The sequence below is a fragment of the Vibrio sp. Y42_MX_L11 genome (assembly GCF_024181785.1).
GTDB classification, from domain to species: domain Bacteria; phylum Pseudomonadota; class Gammaproteobacteria; order Enterobacterales; family Vibrionaceae; genus Vibrio; species Vibrio diabolicus.
This window is the reverse complement of sequence record NZ_JAMZAP010000006.1, coordinates 84,724-101,489: the sequence shown is the minus strand read 5'-3', so window position 1 is coordinate 101,489 and position 16,766 is coordinate 84,724. Positions and strand designations below refer to the sequence as shown.

Genomic DNA, 16,766 nt, shown 5'->3' with positions numbered 1-16,766 from the left:
TTCAAGTCTCTCCTTCCGCACCATTCTTGATCAAAAGTTTAAAATGGCTACGTAGCTCAGCTGGTTAGAGCACATCACTCATAATGATGGGGTCACAGGTTCGAATCCCGTCGTAGCCACCATTGATTGGATTGCTAGCATAAGCTATCAGTCACGTAGATTTAAGATGCGGAAGTGGCGGAATTGGTAGACGCACCAGATTTAGGTTCTGGCGCCGCAAGGTGTGAGAGTTCAAGTCTCTCCTTCCGCACCATCTTAAATTAATCTACACTATAAGAATACGCGGAAGTGGCGGAATTGGTAGACGCACCAGATTTAGGTTCTGGCGCCGTAAGGTGTGAGAGTTCAAGTCTCTCCTTCCGCACCATTCTTTCTCTCGATAAGAGAGGTTAAGTAGTCTTTGGCTATTTACACTGTAGGGCTATCGCCAAGCGGTAAGGCAGCGGCTTTTGATGCCGCCATTCCCTGGTTCGAATCCAGGTAGCCCTGCCATTACACAACGTTGTTGAGGTTTTACCAATTACCTTGATAACTACAGAATAAGTTGCGGAAGTGGCGGAATTGGTAGACGCACCAGATTTAGGTTCTGGCGCCGCAAGGTGTGAGAGTTCAAGTCTCTCCTTCCGCACCATTATCGGAAAACCCAGCATGATTTTGCTGGGTTTTTTCTTTTTTTGGTTCTGGACTCGGGAAATCATTAGATTTGCCGAATTAAAAAAGCGAGCTCATGGCTCGCTTTTTTTCTATCTGTGGATTGAGTAACTTACTACATACCTAAAGCGTATTTCAGTACTTGAGCCTTGATCGGTCCTGAGTTTTCAGCAAACTTCAATGCAGCATTACGTACAAACTTCAATGGCCCAAGGTCGTTGCTAAAACCTTTATAGAAAAAGTCCATGCCAGTCTGCATGAGTAAGTTGTCAGGTCGACGTGCACGTTCGTATTTCGCGAGTAAGGCATCTTCCAGCTGTTCTTGGTGTTCTGTTACCGAAAGGAGAACGTCTACATCTTTGAAGCCTAAGTTTACCCCTTGCCCTGCAAGCGGGTTAATCGTATGGGCAGAGTCCCCCACTAACACGCAATTTTTGCTTGAGTAGCTTTGCGCATGACGACGAGTGAGTGGGAATGAGCCAAACTGTAAAACTTCAATATCGCCCAATTCAGCAGGGAAATGACGTAAGATTTCTTCCCTTAGTTGAGGTTTACCCATCGCACACAGTTGTTTAATGCGTTTTGGCGAGTCATACCAAACCAACGAACCTTGGCCTACTTCTTGACCGTCTTCATTAGTCAAAGAGCACAAAGGTAAAAATGAACGCGGGCCTGAAGGAGTAAATTGTTGCCAAGTGATATCTTGCTGTGGCAATTCTGTTTTCACGTTAATCAACATGCAGTGTTGTCGGTAATCCCACGCAGTCACACCAATTCCAGCCAATTGACGAACTTTAGAGTTTGCACCATCAGCACCAATTACCCAGTTAGCTTCAAACTGCACCCCACTTTCTAGTGTCACAAGGTTTACATCTGCAAACTCAATGTCTTTTAATCGCTCGGGACACATCACGGTTAGATTGTCATACTGAGAGAAGACTTGCCAAAGACCTAATTGGATTAGGCGGTTTTCAACGATATAACCTAGCTGCTCCAATGACAGTTCATCAGAGTGAAAACGAGTACGGCACTCCGGGTGCTCCCAAGTTTCTAAACGCCGATAAGGGCAAACTCGCATACTTTTAATTTCTGACCATGCGCCGAGTGAATCAAGTAACTCCACCGACTGGTGCGAAATCGCAGATACGCGAATATCCATCGCCTGAGCGGCATCAAAAGCTTTGGGTTTTGCACCTTCAACCAAGACAACGCTTCTGCCCTGCTTGGCAAATCCAACAGCGACGGCTGCCCCAACCATACCGCCACCGATCACGGCGATGTCATACTTGTTCATTTTTTACTCTTCATCGTGCTGATTAATTGGCGTTTTTTATTGTACTTTCCATGGCTATTTTTACAAAATTGTTTAACAAAAAACCTTGTTCTGCATAGGGCGAAAAACTAGATTTCATCAGGCTTTGCAGAGAATTAGCCAGATCACTAGTCAGGTGCTTTTTAAAGCAGTACAATACGCCGCTTACCGCCGTGATGGCGGCTATAATTTGAGCAATAGCTCTCCAATTTAAGTACAACTGAACGAGCGAAAGTGAGATGAGTAAGAAACTGCTAATTAAAACCTGGGGCTGCCAGATGAACGAATACGATTCATCAAAAATGGCCGACCTGCTTAATGCTGCAAACGGCTACGAGCTGACGGAAGAGCCAGAGGAAGCAGACGTACTTCTACTTAACACCTGTTCGATCCGTGAAAAAGCGCAAGAGAAAGTTTTCCACCAGCTTGGCCGCTGGAAAACACTAAAAGATAAAAAACCTGGCGTAGTTATCGGTGTAGGTGGTTGTGTAGCAACGCAAGAAGGTGACCATATTCGTGAACGTGCACCATACGTCGACGTTATTTTTGGCCCACAAACTCTGCACCGCCTACCTGAGATGATCAAACAATCTCAGTCGGATGACGCACCAGTTATGGACATTTCGTTCCCAGAGATCGAAAAGTTCGACCGCCTACCAGAGCCTCGTGCGGAAGGCGCGACAGCATTCGTTTCTATTATGGAAGGCTGCTCGAAGTACTGTACTTACTGTGTCGTACCGTACACTCGTGGTGAAGAAGTAAGCCGTCCAATGGATGACGTGCTGTTCGAAATCGCACAGCTTGCTGAACAAGGCGTACGTGAAGTAAACCTACTGGGTCAAAACGTAAACGCGTACCGCGGTCCAACACACGACGGTGAAATCTGTTCATTTGCAGAACTGCTTCGTTTGGTTGCGTCTATCGATGGTATCGACCGTATTCGTTTCACAACGAGCCACCCGCTAGAATTCACTGACGACATCATCGCGGTTTACGAAGATACGCCTGAGCTTGTGAGCTTCCTGCACTTACCTGTGCAAAGTGGTAGTGACCGTATCCTAACTATGATGAAACGCCCTCACACCGCTATCGAGTACAAGTCGATCATCCGTAAACTGCGTAAAGCTCGTCCTGATATTCAAATCAGTTCAGACTTTATTGTTGGTTTCCCTGGTGAGACAGACAAAGACTTCCAAGACACAATGAAGCTAATCAAAGATGTCGACTTTGACATGAGCTTCAGCTTCATCTTCTCTCCACGTCCAGGTACGCCAGCAGCGGATTACCCTTGTGATGTATCAGAACAAGTGAAGAAAGAGCGCCTTTACGAACTACAGCAAACTATCAATGCTCAAGCGATGCGTTACTCTCGCTTAATGCTTGGCACAGAACAACGTGTTCTAGTTGAAGGTCCTTCGAAGAAAAACCTAATGGAACTGCGCGCTCGTACAGAAAACAACCGTGTAGTAAACTTTGAAGGTAGTGCAGACCTAATTGGTCAGTTCGTTGATGTGAAGATCGTAGACGTATTTGCGAACTCACTGCGTGGTGAGCTAGTACGTACTGAAAAAGACATGGATCTTCGTAGTGTGATTTCCCCAACGCAGATGATGGCGAAAACACGTCGCGAAGATGAGCTGGGTGTAGCTACTTTTACGCCATAAGCTCGTATAAATAGCCATGGAGAGCCTGGTCGTTATCAGGCTCTCATTAAGTGGCAAAAAATGAGAGGCAACATTGAGTAATAAAATCGTAACTCTAGAAATCAACCTAGAACCTTCCGACAACCGCCGACTTGCTAGCCTGTGCGGTCCATTCGATGACAACATCAAGCATTTAGAACGTCGTCTAGGCGTTGAAATTAACCACCGTAGTGACCATTTTACAATTGTCGGTAAACCTCATACCGCATCAGCTGCGCTGGATATCCTGAAAACTCTGTATGTTGATACCGCACCTGTACGAGGTGAGATCCCAGACATTGAGCCTGAACAGATCCATTTAGCGATTAAAGAGTCAGGTGTTCTTGAGCAGAATACTGAGTCTAATATCGAGCATGGTAAAGAAGTCTTCGTCAAAACCAAGAAAGGCGTGATCAAACCACGTACGCCAAACCAAGCTCAGTACTTGGTTAATATGGTCACGCATGATATTTCTTTTGGTATTGGCCCAGCTGGTACAGGTAAAACTTATCTTGCTGTTGCAGCAGCAGTTGACGCACTAGAGCGCCAAGAGATCCGTCGTATTCTATTGACGCGCCCTGCGGTTGAAGCCGGTGAGAAACTGGGCTTCCTACCTGGTGACTTAAGCCAGAAAGTCGACCCATACCTACGTCCGCTATACGATGCCCTATTTGAAATGTTGGGCTTTGAGCGCGTAGAGAAGCTGATTGAACGTAACGTGATTGAGGTAGCCCCTCTTGCTTACATGCGTGGTCGTACTCTAAACGACGCTTTCATCATTCTTGATGAGAGTCAGAACACCACGGTTGAGCAGATGAAGATGTTCCTAACGCGTATTGGTTTTAACTCTCGCGCAGTTATCACTGGTGACGTCACGCAAATCGACTTACCTCGTGGTGCAAAATCGGGTCTTCGTCATGCTATTGAAGTACTAAGCGAAGTCGACGACATCAGCTTTAACTTCTTTTTAGCAGACGACGTTGTACGTCACCCAGTGGTTGCTCGTATCGTTAACGCGTATGAGAAGTGGGAAGCACAAGACCAGAAAGAGCGTAAAGAGTTCGAGAAGCGTCGTCGTGAAGAACGCGATGCGAAGTTATTAGAAGCAGCGAAAGCCGAACTGAATGCACAAGTTGCTTCCACTAAGGAATAATCATGGCGATTGAACTTGATCTGCAACTGGCAGTCGAAAATGAAGAAGGGCTGCCTTCGCAGCAAGATTTCCAATTGTGGCTAGATAAGACGATTCCTCTCTTCCAGCCACAAGCCGAAGTCACCATTCGCATTGTGGATGAACAAGAAAGTCACACGCTTAACCATGAGTATCGTGGTAAAGATAAACCGACCAATGTGTTGTCTTTTCCATTTGAAGCCCCTCCAGGTATGGAAATAGATTTACTTGGCGACTTAATTATTTGCCGCCAAGTCGTTGAAAAAGAGGCAATTGAACAGAACAAGCCTCTGTTAGCACATTGGGCGCATATGGTTGTACATGGCAGCTTGCATCTGCTAGGTTATGATCATATTGAGGATGACGAAGCCGAAGAGATGGAGTCCCTCGAAACCGAAATCATGCAAGGTATGGGCTATGAAGACCCTTACATTGCTGAAAAAGAGTAGCCATTGGCTATTCAGCAGGGAAAGGCGAACCACCAAAATGATTCTCGTGTTCGCCTCTCTATGTGTGCTATCACACTTCTGATAGCGTTACTTAATTGAGAAACAATGAACGAAGATAATTCTCCCTCTTCTAACGAAGATAAGAAAGAAAAGGCAGAAGGTCCGAGTAGAAAGTCCTTCTTTGAACGTCTAGGTCAATTATTTCAGGGCGAACCAAAAGATCGCCAAGAGCTTGTGGATGTTATCCGTGACTCTGAAGTCAATGACCTGATTGACCATGACACCCGCGATATGCTTGAAGGTGTTATGGAAATCTCCGAAATGCGCGTGCGTGACATTATGATCCCGCGTTCGCAAATGGTTACGGTTGAGCGTACTCACGACCTTGATACCTTGGTTGCCTTGATTACCGATGCTCAACACTCTCGCTACCCTGTGATCAGCGAAGATAAAGACCATGTGGAAGGCATTCTTCTTGCGAAGGACTTACTTAAATACTTAGGCTCAGGCAGTAATCCATTTGATATCGAAGAAGTTATTCGACCAGCCGTTGTGGTACCAGAAAGTAAACGCGTTGATCGACTGCTGAAAGAGTTCCGTGAAGAACGTTATCATATGGCCATTGTTGTCGATGAATTCGGTGGTGTTTCTGGTCTTGTGACCATTGAAGATATCCTTGAAGAAATCGTCGGGGATATCGAAGATGAATTCGATGAAAGCGAAGAGACAGACATTCGTAAGCTTAGTAAGCATACGTTTGCTGTCAGAGCGCTGACAACCATCGAAGAGTTTAATGAGACATTTGGAACTAACTTCAGCGATGAGGAAGTAGATACCGTTGGTGGCATGGTCATGACTGCCTTTGGTCACTTACCTTCTCGTGGTGAACTGGTTGAAATTGAAGGTTACAACTTCAAAGTCACCGCTGCCGATAACCGTCGTGTCATTCAACTCCAAGTGACGATCCCAGACGAAGAAACCCTGGTTGAAGCCACTCAAGAGTAACGCGATACCCATTGGGAATCTCAGAAATAATGATGAATGAACTCTTTCATCGCCTCAAGCGGCCCTTAGTGGCCGCTTTTGTTGGCGCCTCTACTACGCTCGCTTTTGCACCTTACCAGTTGTGGCCTGTTGCCATTCTTAGCCCAGCTATTCTACTGATTCTTCTTGCTAACCAAACTCCGAAACGTGCACTGTGGATTGGCTATGCTTGGGGGTTGGGTCAATTTGCAACTGGCGTTAGCTGGGTGTACGTCAGTATCTCCGGCTTTGGTGGCATGCCACTGATTGCCAATTTATTTTTAATGGACTTGCTTGTCGCCTACTTGGCTGTTTATTCAGGCTTATTTGCTTGGCTTAACAACAAGCTATTTCCTCAATTCACACTCACAAAAGCGCTTCTCGCTGCGCCCGCTTTATGGCTAATCAGTGATTGGTTGCGTGGTTGGGTGATGACCGGCTTCCCGTGGCTATGGCTAGGCTACAGCCAGATTGATGCTCCACTAGCAAGCTTTGCGCCTATCGGTGGCGTGGAACTGCTCACTCTGTTTATCCTTATTAGTGCGGGGGCATTAGCCTATGCTTGGGTTCATAAACAGTGGCTGATGGTGATTATTCCTACGGTACTACTCAGCACAGGCTTTGGGATTCGAAACTACGATTGGGTAACACCTCGGCCAGAAGACACGACTAAGCTCGCGCTGATTCAAGGTAACGTTGACCAAAACCTTAAGTGGCTGCCAAGCCAACGTTGGCCAACCATCATGAAATACGCCGATCTCACTCGTGAAAACTGGGACGCTGATATTATCGTCTGGCCAGAAGCTGCAATTCCTGCTTTTGAAATTGAAGTGCCTTCATTTTTGAGCAATATTGACAGCGCAGCAAAAATGAATAATAGCGCAATCATCACTGGTGTCGTCAACCAAGCTGAGGATCGACAGTTCTACAACAGTATTCTGTCCCTTGGCATCACACCATACGGTGACTACAGTTTCGACTTGAGCGAACGCTACCATAAGCATCACCTATTACCGTTTGGTGAGTTTGTTCCATTTGAGGATATTCTGCGCCCATTAGCGCCATTCTTTAACTTACCGATGTCGTCGTTTAGCCGTGGGGCTTTTGTGCAGCCCAACATCGTTGCGAATGGCATGCACATGGCACCAGCGCTTTGCTATGAGATCATCTTTAATGAGCAAGTACGTCAAAATGTGACTGACGAAACAGACTTCATTCTAACGCTATCGAACGACGCATGGTTTGGTCACTCTATCGGCCCTCTTCAGCATATGGAGATCGCCCGTATGCGTGCCTTAGAATTAGGTAAACCGCTCATCCGCTCGACTAACAACGGATTAACAGCGGTAACCGATCACAAGGGAAAAATCGTTGAGCAAGTACCGCAGTTTGAAACTGCAGTGCTACGCGCAGAGCTCACCCCAACCAATGGGAAAACGCCATATCGAATCGTAGGTACTTGGCCATTGTATATTTGGGTGGGATTAAGTTTAGCGCTGGCTTTCGGTTTAAGAAGAAAACAGAGCTGATAACAGCTTGAAAGTAGAAAAGACAAAAAAGAGGCGACCAAGCCTCTTTTTTATTCATTGCATTATACAGTCGTTACGCGCCATTTATGGCTTTAATGACTGGCGAGTAAAGCCTTTGTGACCACATTTAATACACGGAATGATTACAGTTGGGTGGTTATACGTTGTCTTGTGACCACACTCATCACAGACCAAGGTACCTAAGCCTATCACCTCTCCTGCTTCATATAGCCCTTGATGCTCTAAGTCATCGAACAACTCAACCCACTCAACTTTAGTTCGGTCTGTAATCTCTAACAGCCCTTGCCATATCGAATCCGCAATCGTTAAGTAAAACGGACCACTTTTACTGTCCTCGTAACTCTCTGAAAACTCTTTTAAGTCTGCTTTAAGGTACGCTTTGATTAAAGCCAATTCATCTTTGGTCAAGTCATTAGCAGCATCCACCACTTTGCCCGACGTCTCAATCGCTTTGTTAACTTCTTCCGGACTGTGCTTCAAGGTTTCAATCACATCCTCGAGCATTTCCTCATAACCTGTTTTACGTTTAGGCATAACTGACCTCCATCTTTCTCCTACCTGCGTCACTTAAGGGCGCATGGGTACAGATTGGCTATTGTTGTGATCCCTAGCTTTAGGTATTCTATGACGATCTATTTAAGTCTGTTCTAACCGAACTCACAAATTCCAAGATAACGGATACCATCGATGCAAGAACAATACAACCCACAAGATATTGAACAAAAAGTTCAAAAGCACTGGGATGACAACAAAACCTTTGTTGTAAGTGAAGACCCAAATAAAGAAAAATTCTACTGTCTATCCATGTTCCCATACCCAAGTGGTCGACTGCACATGGGTCACGTGCGCAACTACACTATCGGTGATGTAGTATCTCGTTTCCAACGCCTACAAGGTAAAAACGTGATGCAACCAATCGGTTGGGACGCATTCGGTCTACCTGCAGAAAACGCAGCAGTAAAAAACAAAACTGCACCAGCACCTTGGACTTACGAAAACATCGAATACATGAAGAACCAACTTAAGCTTCTAGGCTTTGGTTACGATTGGAACCGTGAATTCGCAACATGTACGCCTGAGTACTACCGCTGGGAACAAGAGTTCTTCACTAAACTTTACGAGAAAGGTTTAGTTTACAAAAAGACGTCTTCTGTTAACTGGTGTCCTAACGACCAAACTGTTCTTGCAAACGAGCAGGTTGAAGACGGTTGTTGCTGGCGTTGTGATACGCCTGTAGAGCAAAAAGAAATCCCTCAATGGTTCATCAAAATCACTGAATATGCTCAAGAGCTACTAGACGACCTAGACAAGCTTGAAGGTTGGCCTGAAATGGTGAAAACCATGCAGCGCAACTGGATTGGCCGATCTGAAGGCGTTGAGCTGAAGTTTGAGGTTAAGGGTCAACAAGACCTAGAAGTTTACACGACACGTCCAGATACGCTAATGGGTGTGACTTACGTGGGCATCGCAGCCGGCCACCCTCTTGCAGCTCTTGCTGCAGAGAACAACCCAGAGCTTGCAGCGTTTATCGACGAATGTAAGAACAACAAGGTTGCAGAAGCTGAGCTAGCGACAATGGAGAAGAAAGGTATGGCTACTGGCCTTACTGCTATTCATCCATTGAACGGCCGTGAAGTACCAGTATACGTAGCAAACTTCGTATTGATGGACTACGGTACAGGCGCGGTAATGGCAGTACCTGCACACGACCAACGTGACTACGAGTTCGCAACGAAGTACGGTCTAGACATCGTGCCAGTTATCAAGCCTGCTGATGGCAGCGAGCTAGACATCTCTGAAGCAGCATACACAGAGAAAGGCGTACTGTTCGATTCAGGTGAATTCGACGGCCTAGAATTCCAAGCGGCGTTCGATGCAATTGCAGCGAAGCTAGAAGCAGAAGGCAAAGGCACTAAGACTGTAAACTTCCGTCTACGCGACTGGGGTGTATCTCGTCAACGTTACTGGGGCGCACCAATCCCAATGGTAACGACTGAAGACGGTGAAGTTCACCCAGTACCTGCTGACCAACTACCAGTGATTCTTCCAGAAGACGTGGTAATGGACGGCGTAACCAGCCCAATCAAAGCAGATAAAGAATGGGCGAAGACCACATTCAACGGCGAACCTGCTCTACGTGAGACAGATACGTTCGATACGTTCATGGAATCTTCTTGGTACTACGCGCGTTACTGTTCACCGCAAGCAGACGACATCCTAGATCCAGAAAAAGCAAACTACTGGCTACCAGTAGACCAGTACATCGGCGGTATCGAGCACGCTTGTATGCACCTACTGTACTCACGCTTCTTCCACAAGTTGCTACGTGACGCGGGCTACGTAACGTCTGACGAACCGTTCAAGCAGCTACTATGTCAAGGCATGGTACTAGCTGACGCGTTCTACTTCGAGAACGAGAAAGGCGGTAAAGAATGGGTTGCTCCAACAGACGTAGCTGTTGAACGTGATGGTAAAGGCCGCATTACTTCTGCTAAAGACACTGAAGGTCGCGATGTAACGCACTCAGGCATGATCAAGATGTCTAAGTCTAAGAACAACGGTATCGACCCTCAAGAAATGGTAGATAAGTACGGCGCTGACACAGTACGTCTATTCATGATGTTCGCGTCTCCAGCAGACATGACGCTTGAATGGCAAGAGTCTGGCGTAGAAGGTGCGAATCGCTTCCTGAAACGTGTTTGGAAACTAGTGAAAGAGCACACAGCGAAAGGCGCAGCAGAAGCAGTAGATACCGCAGCGCTTTCTGGTGATCAAAAAGCACTTCGCCGTGACGTTCACAAAACTATCGCGAAAGTGACGGACGATATCGCTCGTCGTCAAACATTCAACACCGCGATCGCAGCGATCATGGAGCTGATGAACAAACTAGCGAAAGCGCCTCAAGAATCTGCGCAAGATCGTGCAATCCTTGACGAAGCACTGAAAGCTATTGTTGTCATGCTTTACCCTATCACTCCGCATATCTCATACGAGCTATGGGCAGCACTAGGTGAAACAGACATTGATAACGCGGCATGGCCGACGTTTGACGAAAAAGCGCTAGTTGAAGACGAAAAAACTATCGTTGTTCAAGTTAACGGTAAGCTACGTGCGAAGCTAACAGTCCCAGCGGATATCTCTAAAGACGATATCGAACAGCTTGGTCTAAACGACGAAAACGTGGTTAAGTTCACTGATGGCCTGACTATTCGTAAAGTCATTTACGTTCCAGGTAAACTGCTGAACATCGTTGCAAACTAATCACAGCTTGCAATTTGTCTCTGTTTAGCGAACTTATTTGTTAACCAAGAGTCATTAAACAGGGTAGTTCGCTACCCTGTTTATTTACCTCAAACCATTCACATGAGTGGTTTAAGGTAAATAACCCCTTCAATTTAGGATGAATACAATCAATGCGCTTTTTCTCTTTGATTAAACTACCAGTGGTATTGGTATTAGCGGGGCTTCTTTCTGCCTGTGGTTTTCACCTTCGCGGCGAGTATTCCGTACCGGAAGAGCTGCACACTATGTCTTTCTCCAGCTACGATGAATACAGTGAATTAACTCGCTATGTTCGCTCTCAACTCGAACTGAACAAAGTTGAACTTGTTCAACCATCATCGACTGTACCCAACCTTCATTTGACGGAAGCGACTATCGATGAGCGTACACTGTCTCTGTATCAAAATAGCCGTGCAGCAGAAAAAGAGCTGACATACGTAGTAAAATACCGTGTGACGATTCCTGGCTATGGCTCTAAAAACTTTACGACAACAGTAAACCGCAACTACCTAGACAACCCGTTGACGGCACTTGCAAAATCTGTTGAACGTGACGTAATTGAAGACGAGATGCGCTTGCAAGCTGCAAAACAGATGATGCGCCAGTTGGGCCGTATTCGTGCCGAATATGAAGCAGGACAAATCTCTGAGCCAGCGAACACAAACTCTTAATCACTATGCGAATTTATGCCGATAAATTAACGGATCATTTAACTAAACACGTTAAACAAGTTTACCTAATCTTTGGTAATGAGCCGTTACTGATTCAAGAGAGCCGCCAAGCAATCCAAAAGGCAGCGTTTCAACAAGGTTTTGAGGAAAAACACCGTTTTGCGGTAGACGCAAGCATCGACTGGAATCAAGTTTACGATTGCTTCCAAGCGATGAGCCTGTTCTCAAACCGTCAATTGATCGAGCTTGAAATTCCAGAGAGTGGCGTGACAACCGCCGTCAGCAAAGAGCTGCAAACACTGTGTGATATGCTGCATGATGACATCATGCTCGTCATTGTTGGTAGCAAACTGACCAAAGCCCAAGAAAATGCGAAATGGTTCAAAGCATTAAGCTCAAAAGGCGACTGGGTAAGCTGTTTGTCGCCAGATCTACAACGCTTACCTATGTTCATTCAGGCACGTTGCCGCACGTTGGGCCTAAAACCCGATCAACAATCACTGCAAATGTTGGCTCAATGGCATGAAGGTAACCTGTTTGCATTGTCACAAAGCTTAGAGAAATTGGCCCTACTCTACCCGGATGGTGAGCTGACCATCATACGTTTAGAGGAAGCCCTAAGTCGCCATAATCACTTTACTACGTTTAACTGGATCGACGCCTTACTGGCAGGTAAAGCAAACCGTGCACAACGTATTCTTCGCCAACTTGAGGCGGAAGGGGTCGAGACCGTGATCTTGATTCGAAGTGTACAAAAAGAGTTGAGCCAACTTTTAAATATGCATCAAGACTTAACTCAAATGGGAATGAACCAGGTATTTGAGAAATATCGAGTTTGGCAAAACAAGCGTCCACTCTATAACGCAGCACTGACCCGCTTATCGGCGAGTCGTATTTGTGCATTGCTCTCCTTGTTGGCTCAAGCAGAGATAAAAGCCAAAACTCAATATGACGAGTCTGTATGGCCAACTATTCATCAGTTGAGCTTAGAAACCTGCTCTCCTGATATTAAGCTGGCAATTTAAAAATCAAAGCGTGATATAGTGCGCGACCTGTTTTGCAAGCAAGAATGTAAAACACTGTAGAGATAAGAGACAAACCGAGGAAAACCGAGTGCTTCGCGAAGAACTGAAAGACTTTTTAGCTGATAAAGCCGACGACATGAAAGCGGAAGACATTATCGTCCTAAATGTGGAAGATAAATCAAGCGTGACAGATTACATGATCATCTGTACTGGCACATCCAAACGCCACGTTTCATCCATCGCTGACCACGTTGCAACAGAAGTGAAAAAAGCCGGTCTTGAGCCACTAGGAATGGAAGGTGAAAACGAAGGTGAATGGGTAGTCCTAGATATGGGCGACGCCATGCTTCACGTGATGCAAGAAGAGCACCGCGAACTCTACCAGCTAGAAAAACTCTGGGGTTAATCTTTTGAAAATTCAACTAATTGCTGTTGGCACAAAAATGCCAAAATGGGTTGAGGAAGGCTTTCAAGAATATCGTCGCCGTTTCCCACATGATATGCCATTGGAGTTGATTGAAATCTCTGCTGGCAAACGTGGAAAAAATGCCGATATCGCTCGCATCCTGCAAAAAGAAGGGGAAGCGATGCTCGCTGCGGTACCAAAAGGCAACCGTATCGTCACGTTAGATATCCCAGGTAAAAAATGGGACACTCCTCAACTTGCTGAGCAGTTAGAAGCTTGGAAATTAGATGGCCGTGATGTATCAATCTTAATCGGCGGTCCTGAAGGACTCGCTCCTGCATGCAAAGCTGCAGCAGACCAAAGCTGGTCATTGTCTGCCTTAACGCTACCCCACCCTTTAGTGCGTATCGTAATGGCAGAAAGCTTGTACCGAGCGTGGAGCATCACCGCGAACCATCCTTACCACCGCGAATAATCGTTGTTTAACTTTAGAGCCAAGCGTTAATGATTCGTAAGCGCCGCAGTCAAATCCGAGATTATCAAGCCGAAGCGCGTCTGTTTGCCAGCCGCGCTATTGTCGCTTTTATCGGCATTGTTCTCTTGATGGGAGCTCTGGTCGCCAATATGTACAACATTCAGGTGAACCAGTTTCAAGATTATCAAACCCGCTCGAACGATAACCGTATCAAAGTGGTTCCTATCGCGCCTAACCGAGGTCTGATTTATGATCGAAATGGTGTTTTACTGGCAGAGAACCGTCCCGTCTTTAACTTAGAACTGACTCCAGAAAAAATTAAAGACATTGATGCAACCATCCAAGAACTACAAACCATTCTGGAAATTACCCCAGATCAGATTGAACGTTTCCACCAAGAGCGTAAACGGACTCGTCGATTTAAGTCGGTCCCACTGCTTACCCAACTGAACGAAAAACAAGTAGCGGTATTCTCCGTCAATCAGTACCGCTTTCCTGGTGTAGAAATAAGTGCGACCTTAAAGCGCTACTACCCTTTCAGCGAAGTCTTAACCCACGTGATTGGTTACGTTTCTCGAATCAATGATCGCGACATGCAGCGCCTGATCCGAGAAGAAAAAGACGCAAACTATCAAGCCACTCGCGACATTGGTAAGCTGGGTATCGAAAAATACTACGAAGACCTCTTACACGGTACGGCCGGGTATCAAGAAGTCGAAGTAAACAGCCGCGGCCGCGTGATTCGTACGTTAAAGTACGTTCCACCTGTACCCGGAAAAGACATCGTTTTAAACCTTGATATCAACTTGCAGCTGTACGTACACCAATTATTGGATGGCCGCAGAGGCAGTGCTGTAGTGATCGATCCTAGAGACAACGGCGTGCTGGCTATGGTTTCAAGCCCTAGCTACGACCCTAACTCGTTCGTGCACGGAATCTCGGGTAAAGACTATCGCGCCCTTTTGAACGATAAAAACCGTCCTTTGGTCAACCGTACCACACTTGGCATTTACCCACCTGCGTCTACCATCAAACCATTTATGGCGGTAGCCGCGCTGCAAGAAGGTGTCGTCACACCTAACACCACGCGAAATGATCCTGGTTATTGGCGCATACCAAACTCCAACACTCGCCCATTCCGTGACTGGTTGCGTTGGGGGCACGGACGCGTCGATATCATTAAGTCGATCGAAGAGTCTGTTGATACCTTCTACTATCAAATCGCTTATGACATGGGTATTGACCGTATTTCGAATTGGATGATGATGTTCGGTTTTGGTGATTACACTGGCATCGATATCTACGAAGAAAGTAAGGCGAATATGCCGACTCGTGACTGGAAAATGTCTCGCCATAAAACCCCGTGGTACAAAGGCGATACGATCCCTGTGGGTATCGGTCAAGGTTATTGGACAGCAACACCAATGCAAATCGCCAAAGCGACCTCCGTATTAGTAAATGAGGGAGAAGTGATCGCACCTCACTTGCTCAAAGCGACGATAGAGAACGGCAACGACTTCGAAGAACAACAAACAACAGAATACGTGACTTACCCGCCAATCAAGAATGTACCGAAAAAGTACTGGGATATGGCGAAAGAAGGCATGCGTCGTGTAAACCATGGCACGCGCGGAACAGCTCGCCGCTCATTCTACAAAATGAGTTATCAAACAGCGGGTAAATCAGGTACTGCGCAAGTCTTCGGTCTGGGTGAAAACGAAGAGTACAACGCAGATGAGATCGCCGAGCACTTACGTGACCATGCGTTATTTACTGGCTTTGCACCATTTGATGATCCTAAAGTGGTCGTCACTGTAGTGCTAGAAAACGCCGGCGGTGGTTCTAGCAACGGAGCCCCAGTAGTGAGAAAGATCTTTGATCGAGTCGTACTTGGCCCAGAAGAAATTGAGCCTGATAACAATGCGAAGAAAGAGGTAAAACAGTAATGAAGATGGATCCCTCTACAGGTAAAAATCGCGCCCTGTTTGAACGCTTCCATATCGACTTACCACTCCTACTTGGCATATTGGCCCTGATGGGGTTTGGCCTAGTGATCATGTACAGCGCCAGTGGCCAAAGTTTACTGATGATGGATCGCCAAGCTATGCGAATGGTGCTTTCACTCGTTGTGATGATCGTTCTTGCGCAGCTTTCTCCACGAACCTACGAGAGCTTGGCACCTTTGATGTTCGTCGGCGGCGTCATACTGCTCTTTGGCGTGCTGTTTTTCGGTGAAGCCTCGAAAGGCGCACAGCGTTGGCTTAACCTCGGTTTTGTGCGCTTTCAACCTTCTGAGTTATTGAAGCTCGCGGTGCCATTAATGGTGGCACGCTATGTTGGTCGACAGCCCCTTCCGCCAACACTAAAAACACTCATCGTTGCACTGATTATGGTCTGCTTACCAACCATCCTCATTGCAAAACAGCCTGACTTAGGGACCTCTATCCTAATCGCCGCTTCCGGTATTTTTGTTATCTTCCTCGCGGGCATTAGTTGGAAAATCATCGCTGGTGCCGCCATCGCACTCGGTGGTTTCATTCCGATTTTGTGGTTCTTCTTGATGCGCGAATACCAAAAAGTTCGCGTACGTACTCTGTTTAACCCAGAGTCAGATCCGCTTGGTGCGGGATACCACATTATTCAGAGTAAAATCGCGATTGGCTCTGGTGGTATTTCAGGCAAAGGTTGGTTGCAAGGCACTCAATCACAACTGGAATTTCTTCCTGAACGACACACTGACTTTATCTTTGCAGTAATTGCTGAAGAATGGGGTATGATTGGCTTCCTTTGCCTTTTAGCCATCTATCTATTTATTATTGGACGAGGTTTATACCTCGCCAGCCAAGCGCAAACTGCATTTGGACGAATGATGGCAGGCAGTATTGTACTCAGCTTCTTCGTGTATATTTTTGTAAATATCGGCATGGTAAGTGGCATCCTACCTGTAGTAGGTGTACCGTTGCCACTCATTAGTTATGGCGGCACATCAATGGTAACCTTGATGGCTGGCTTTGGTATTCTGATGTCAATTCATACGCACCGAAAAGCATTCTCTAAGGCGACCTAGAC

Annotated in this window: 14 protein-coding genes and 5 tRNA genes; 17 read left to right on the top strand and 2 right to left on the bottom strand. The window is 46.3% G+C overall.

Translation table 11 applies throughout. The features are described 5' to 3' along the window. The first annotated feature begins 45 nt into the window (after window positions 1-45). From NL643_RS08410 to NL643_RS08390, 5 genes are all read left to right on the top strand, one after another. Window positions 46-122, top strand: a tRNA-Met gene (locus NL643_RS08410). Window positions 123-168: 46 nt separating this feature from the next. Continuing rightward, window positions 169-253: transfer RNA gene (locus NL643_RS08405), tRNA-Leu, on the top strand. 29 nt (window positions 254-282) lie between these two features. Continuing rightward, window positions 283-367, top strand: a tRNA-Leu gene (locus tag NL643_RS08400). 50 nt (window positions 368-417) lie between these two features. Next, window positions 418-492, top strand: a tRNA-Gln gene (locus tag NL643_RS08395). A 54-nt stretch (window positions 493-546) separates the two neighbouring features. After that, a tRNA-Leu gene (locus NL643_RS08390) sits at window positions 547-631 on the top strand. A gap of 135 nt (window positions 632-766) precedes the next feature. Here the strand turns inward: NL643_RS08390 and NL643_RS08385 are convergent. Beyond that, complete coding sequence (locus tag NL643_RS08385) at window positions 767-1,945, bottom strand: 2-octaprenyl-3-methyl-6-methoxy-1,4-benzoquinol hydroxylase (protein WP_253644264.1); 1,179 nt, start codon at window positions 1,943-1,945, stop codon at window positions 767-769. Between the two features lie 257 nt (window positions 1,946-2,202). Here NL643_RS08385 and miaB point away from each other — a divergent pair, with 257 nt between their 5' ends. The 5 genes from miaB to lnt all read left to right on the top strand — a co-directional run bounded on the left by miaB (window position 2,203) and on the right by lnt (window position 7,817). Further along, entirely contained in the window at window positions 2,203-3,627 is a 1,425-nt protein-coding gene (gene miaB / locus NL643_RS08380) for a tRNA (N6-isopentenyl adenosine(37)-C2)-methylthiotransferase MiaB (RefSeq protein ID WP_005391310.1), read from the top strand. 73 nt (window positions 3,628-3,700) lie between these two features. Further along, window positions 3,701-4,798 carry a PhoH family protein gene (locus tag NL643_RS08375; protein WP_005373033.1) on the top strand — a complete coding sequence of 366 codons (1,098 nt, stop codon included), beginning with the start codon at window positions 3,701-3,703 and terminating at the stop codon, window positions 4,796-4,798. A gap of 2 nt (window positions 4,799-4,800) precedes the next feature. After that, window positions 4,801-5,265, top strand: a complete 465-nt coding sequence (gene ybeY / locus NL643_RS08370; RefSeq protein ID WP_005391311.1) for an rRNA maturation RNase YbeY — start codon at window positions 4,801-4,803, stop codon at window positions 5,263-5,265. A 105-nt stretch (window positions 5,266-5,370) separates the two neighbouring features. Then, window positions 5,371-6,270 carry a CNNM family magnesium/cobalt transport protein CorC gene (gene corC, locus NL643_RS08365; RefSeq protein WP_005384118.1) on the top strand — a complete coding sequence of 300 codons (900 nt, stop codon included), beginning with the start codon at window positions 5,371-5,373 and terminating at the stop codon, window positions 6,268-6,270. Between the two features lie 29 nt (window positions 6,271-6,299). Further along, entirely contained in the window at window positions 6,300-7,817 is a 1,518-nt protein-coding gene (lnt, locus tag NL643_RS08360) for an apolipoprotein N-acyltransferase (protein WP_253644263.1), read from the top strand. Between the two features lie 84 nt (window positions 7,818-7,901). Here lnt and NL643_RS08355 read toward each other — a convergent pair whose 3' ends face one another. Then, a complete protein-coding gene (locus NL643_RS08355; RefSeq protein WP_005373024.1) occupies window positions 7,902-8,372 on the bottom strand; it encodes a zinc ribbon-containing protein in 471 nt (156 codons plus the stop codon). Between the two features lie 153 nt (window positions 8,373-8,525). On the opposite strand from NL643_RS08355, the gene leuS reads away from it, so the two are divergent. The 7 genes from leuS (at window position 8,526) to rodA (ending at window position 16,764) form a co-directional block, all read left to right on the top strand. Continuing rightward, window positions 8,526-11,099 (top strand): leucine--tRNA ligase, encoded by a 2,574-nt coding sequence (gene leuS / locus NL643_RS08350; protein WP_005391313.1) that lies wholly within the window; start codon window positions 8,526-8,528, stop codon window positions 11,097-11,099. A gap of 152 nt (window positions 11,100-11,251) precedes the next feature. Then, the gene (gene lptE / locus NL643_RS08345; RefSeq protein ID WP_005373019.1) at window positions 11,252-11,791 is read left to right on the top strand and encodes an LPS assembly lipoprotein LptE; all 540 of its coding nucleotides are present in this window, start codon (window positions 11,252-11,254) and stop codon (window positions 11,789-11,791) included. A gap of 5 nt (window positions 11,792-11,796) precedes the next feature. Beyond that, a complete protein-coding gene (gene holA / locus NL643_RS08340; protein ID WP_012842066.1) occupies window positions 11,797-12,816 on the top strand; it encodes a DNA polymerase III subunit delta in 1,020 nt (339 codons plus the stop codon). A gap of 88 nt (window positions 12,817-12,904) precedes the next feature. After that, window positions 12,905-13,222, top strand: a complete 318-nt coding sequence (gene rsfS, locus NL643_RS08335) for a ribosome silencing factor (RefSeq protein WP_005373015.1) — start codon at window positions 12,905-12,907, stop codon at window positions 13,220-13,222. 4 nt (window positions 13,223-13,226) lie between these two features. After that, window positions 13,227-13,697 (top strand): 23S rRNA (pseudouridine(1915)-N(3))-methyltransferase RlmH, encoded by a 471-nt coding sequence (gene rlmH, locus NL643_RS08330; RefSeq protein ID WP_017821762.1) that lies wholly within the window; start codon window positions 13,227-13,229, stop codon window positions 13,695-13,697. A 29-nt stretch (window positions 13,698-13,726) separates the two neighbouring features. Beyond that, complete coding sequence (gene mrdA, locus NL643_RS08325) at window positions 13,727-15,643, top strand: penicillin-binding protein 2 (RefSeq protein WP_012842067.1); 1,917 nt, start codon at window positions 13,727-13,729, stop codon at window positions 15,641-15,643. After that, window positions 15,643-16,764: a rod shape-determining protein RodA gene (gene rodA, locus NL643_RS08320; protein WP_005391317.1), complete on the top strand. Its 1,122-nt coding sequence runs from the start codon at window positions 15,643-15,645 to the stop codon at window positions 16,762-16,764. The genes mrdA and rodA overlap by 1 nt, the downstream gene beginning before the upstream one ends. Window positions 16,765-16,766: the final 2 nt, after the last annotated feature.

Bases quoted from the DNA above. Each gene is read 5' to 3' on its own strand.
- holA (WP_012842066.1), top strand. From the start codon at position 11,797: ATGCGAATTTATGCCGATAAATTAACGGATCATTTAACTAAACACGTT.
- leuS (WP_005391313.1), top strand. From the start codon at position 8,526: ATGCAAGAACAATACAACCCACAAGATATTGAACAAAAAGTTCAAAAG.
- miaB (WP_005391310.1), top strand. From the start codon at position 2,203: ATGAGTAAGAAACTGCTAATTAAAACCTGGGGCTGCCAGATGAACGAA.
- ybeY (WP_005391311.1), top strand. From the start codon at position 4,801: ATGGCGATTGAACTTGATCTGCAACTGGCAGTCGAAAATGAAGAAGGG.
- NL643_RS08355 (WP_005373024.1), bottom strand. From the start codon at position 8,372: ATGCCTAAACGTAAAACAGGTTATGAGGAAATGCTCGAGGATGTGATT.
- corC (WP_005384118.1), top strand. From the start codon at position 5,371: ATGAACGAAGATAATTCTCCCTCTTCTAACGAAGATAAGAAAGAAAAG.
- NL643_RS08385 (WP_253644264.1), bottom strand. From the start codon at position 1,945: ATGAACAAGTATGACATCGCCGTGATCGGTGGCGGTATGGTTGGGGCA.
- lnt (WP_253644263.1), top strand. From the start codon at position 6,300: ATGATGAATGAACTCTTTCATCGCCTCAAGCGGCCCTTAGTGGCCGCT.
- lptE (WP_005373019.1), top strand. From the start codon at position 11,252: ATGCGCTTTTTCTCTTTGATTAAACTACCAGTGGTATTGGTATTAGCG.
- rodA (WP_005391317.1), top strand. From the start codon at position 15,643: ATGAAGATGGATCCCTCTACAGGTAAAAATCGCGCCCTGTTTGAACGC.
- mrdA (WP_012842067.1), top strand. From the start codon at position 13,727: ATGATTCGTAAGCGCCGCAGTCAAATCCGAGATTATCAAGCCGAAGCG.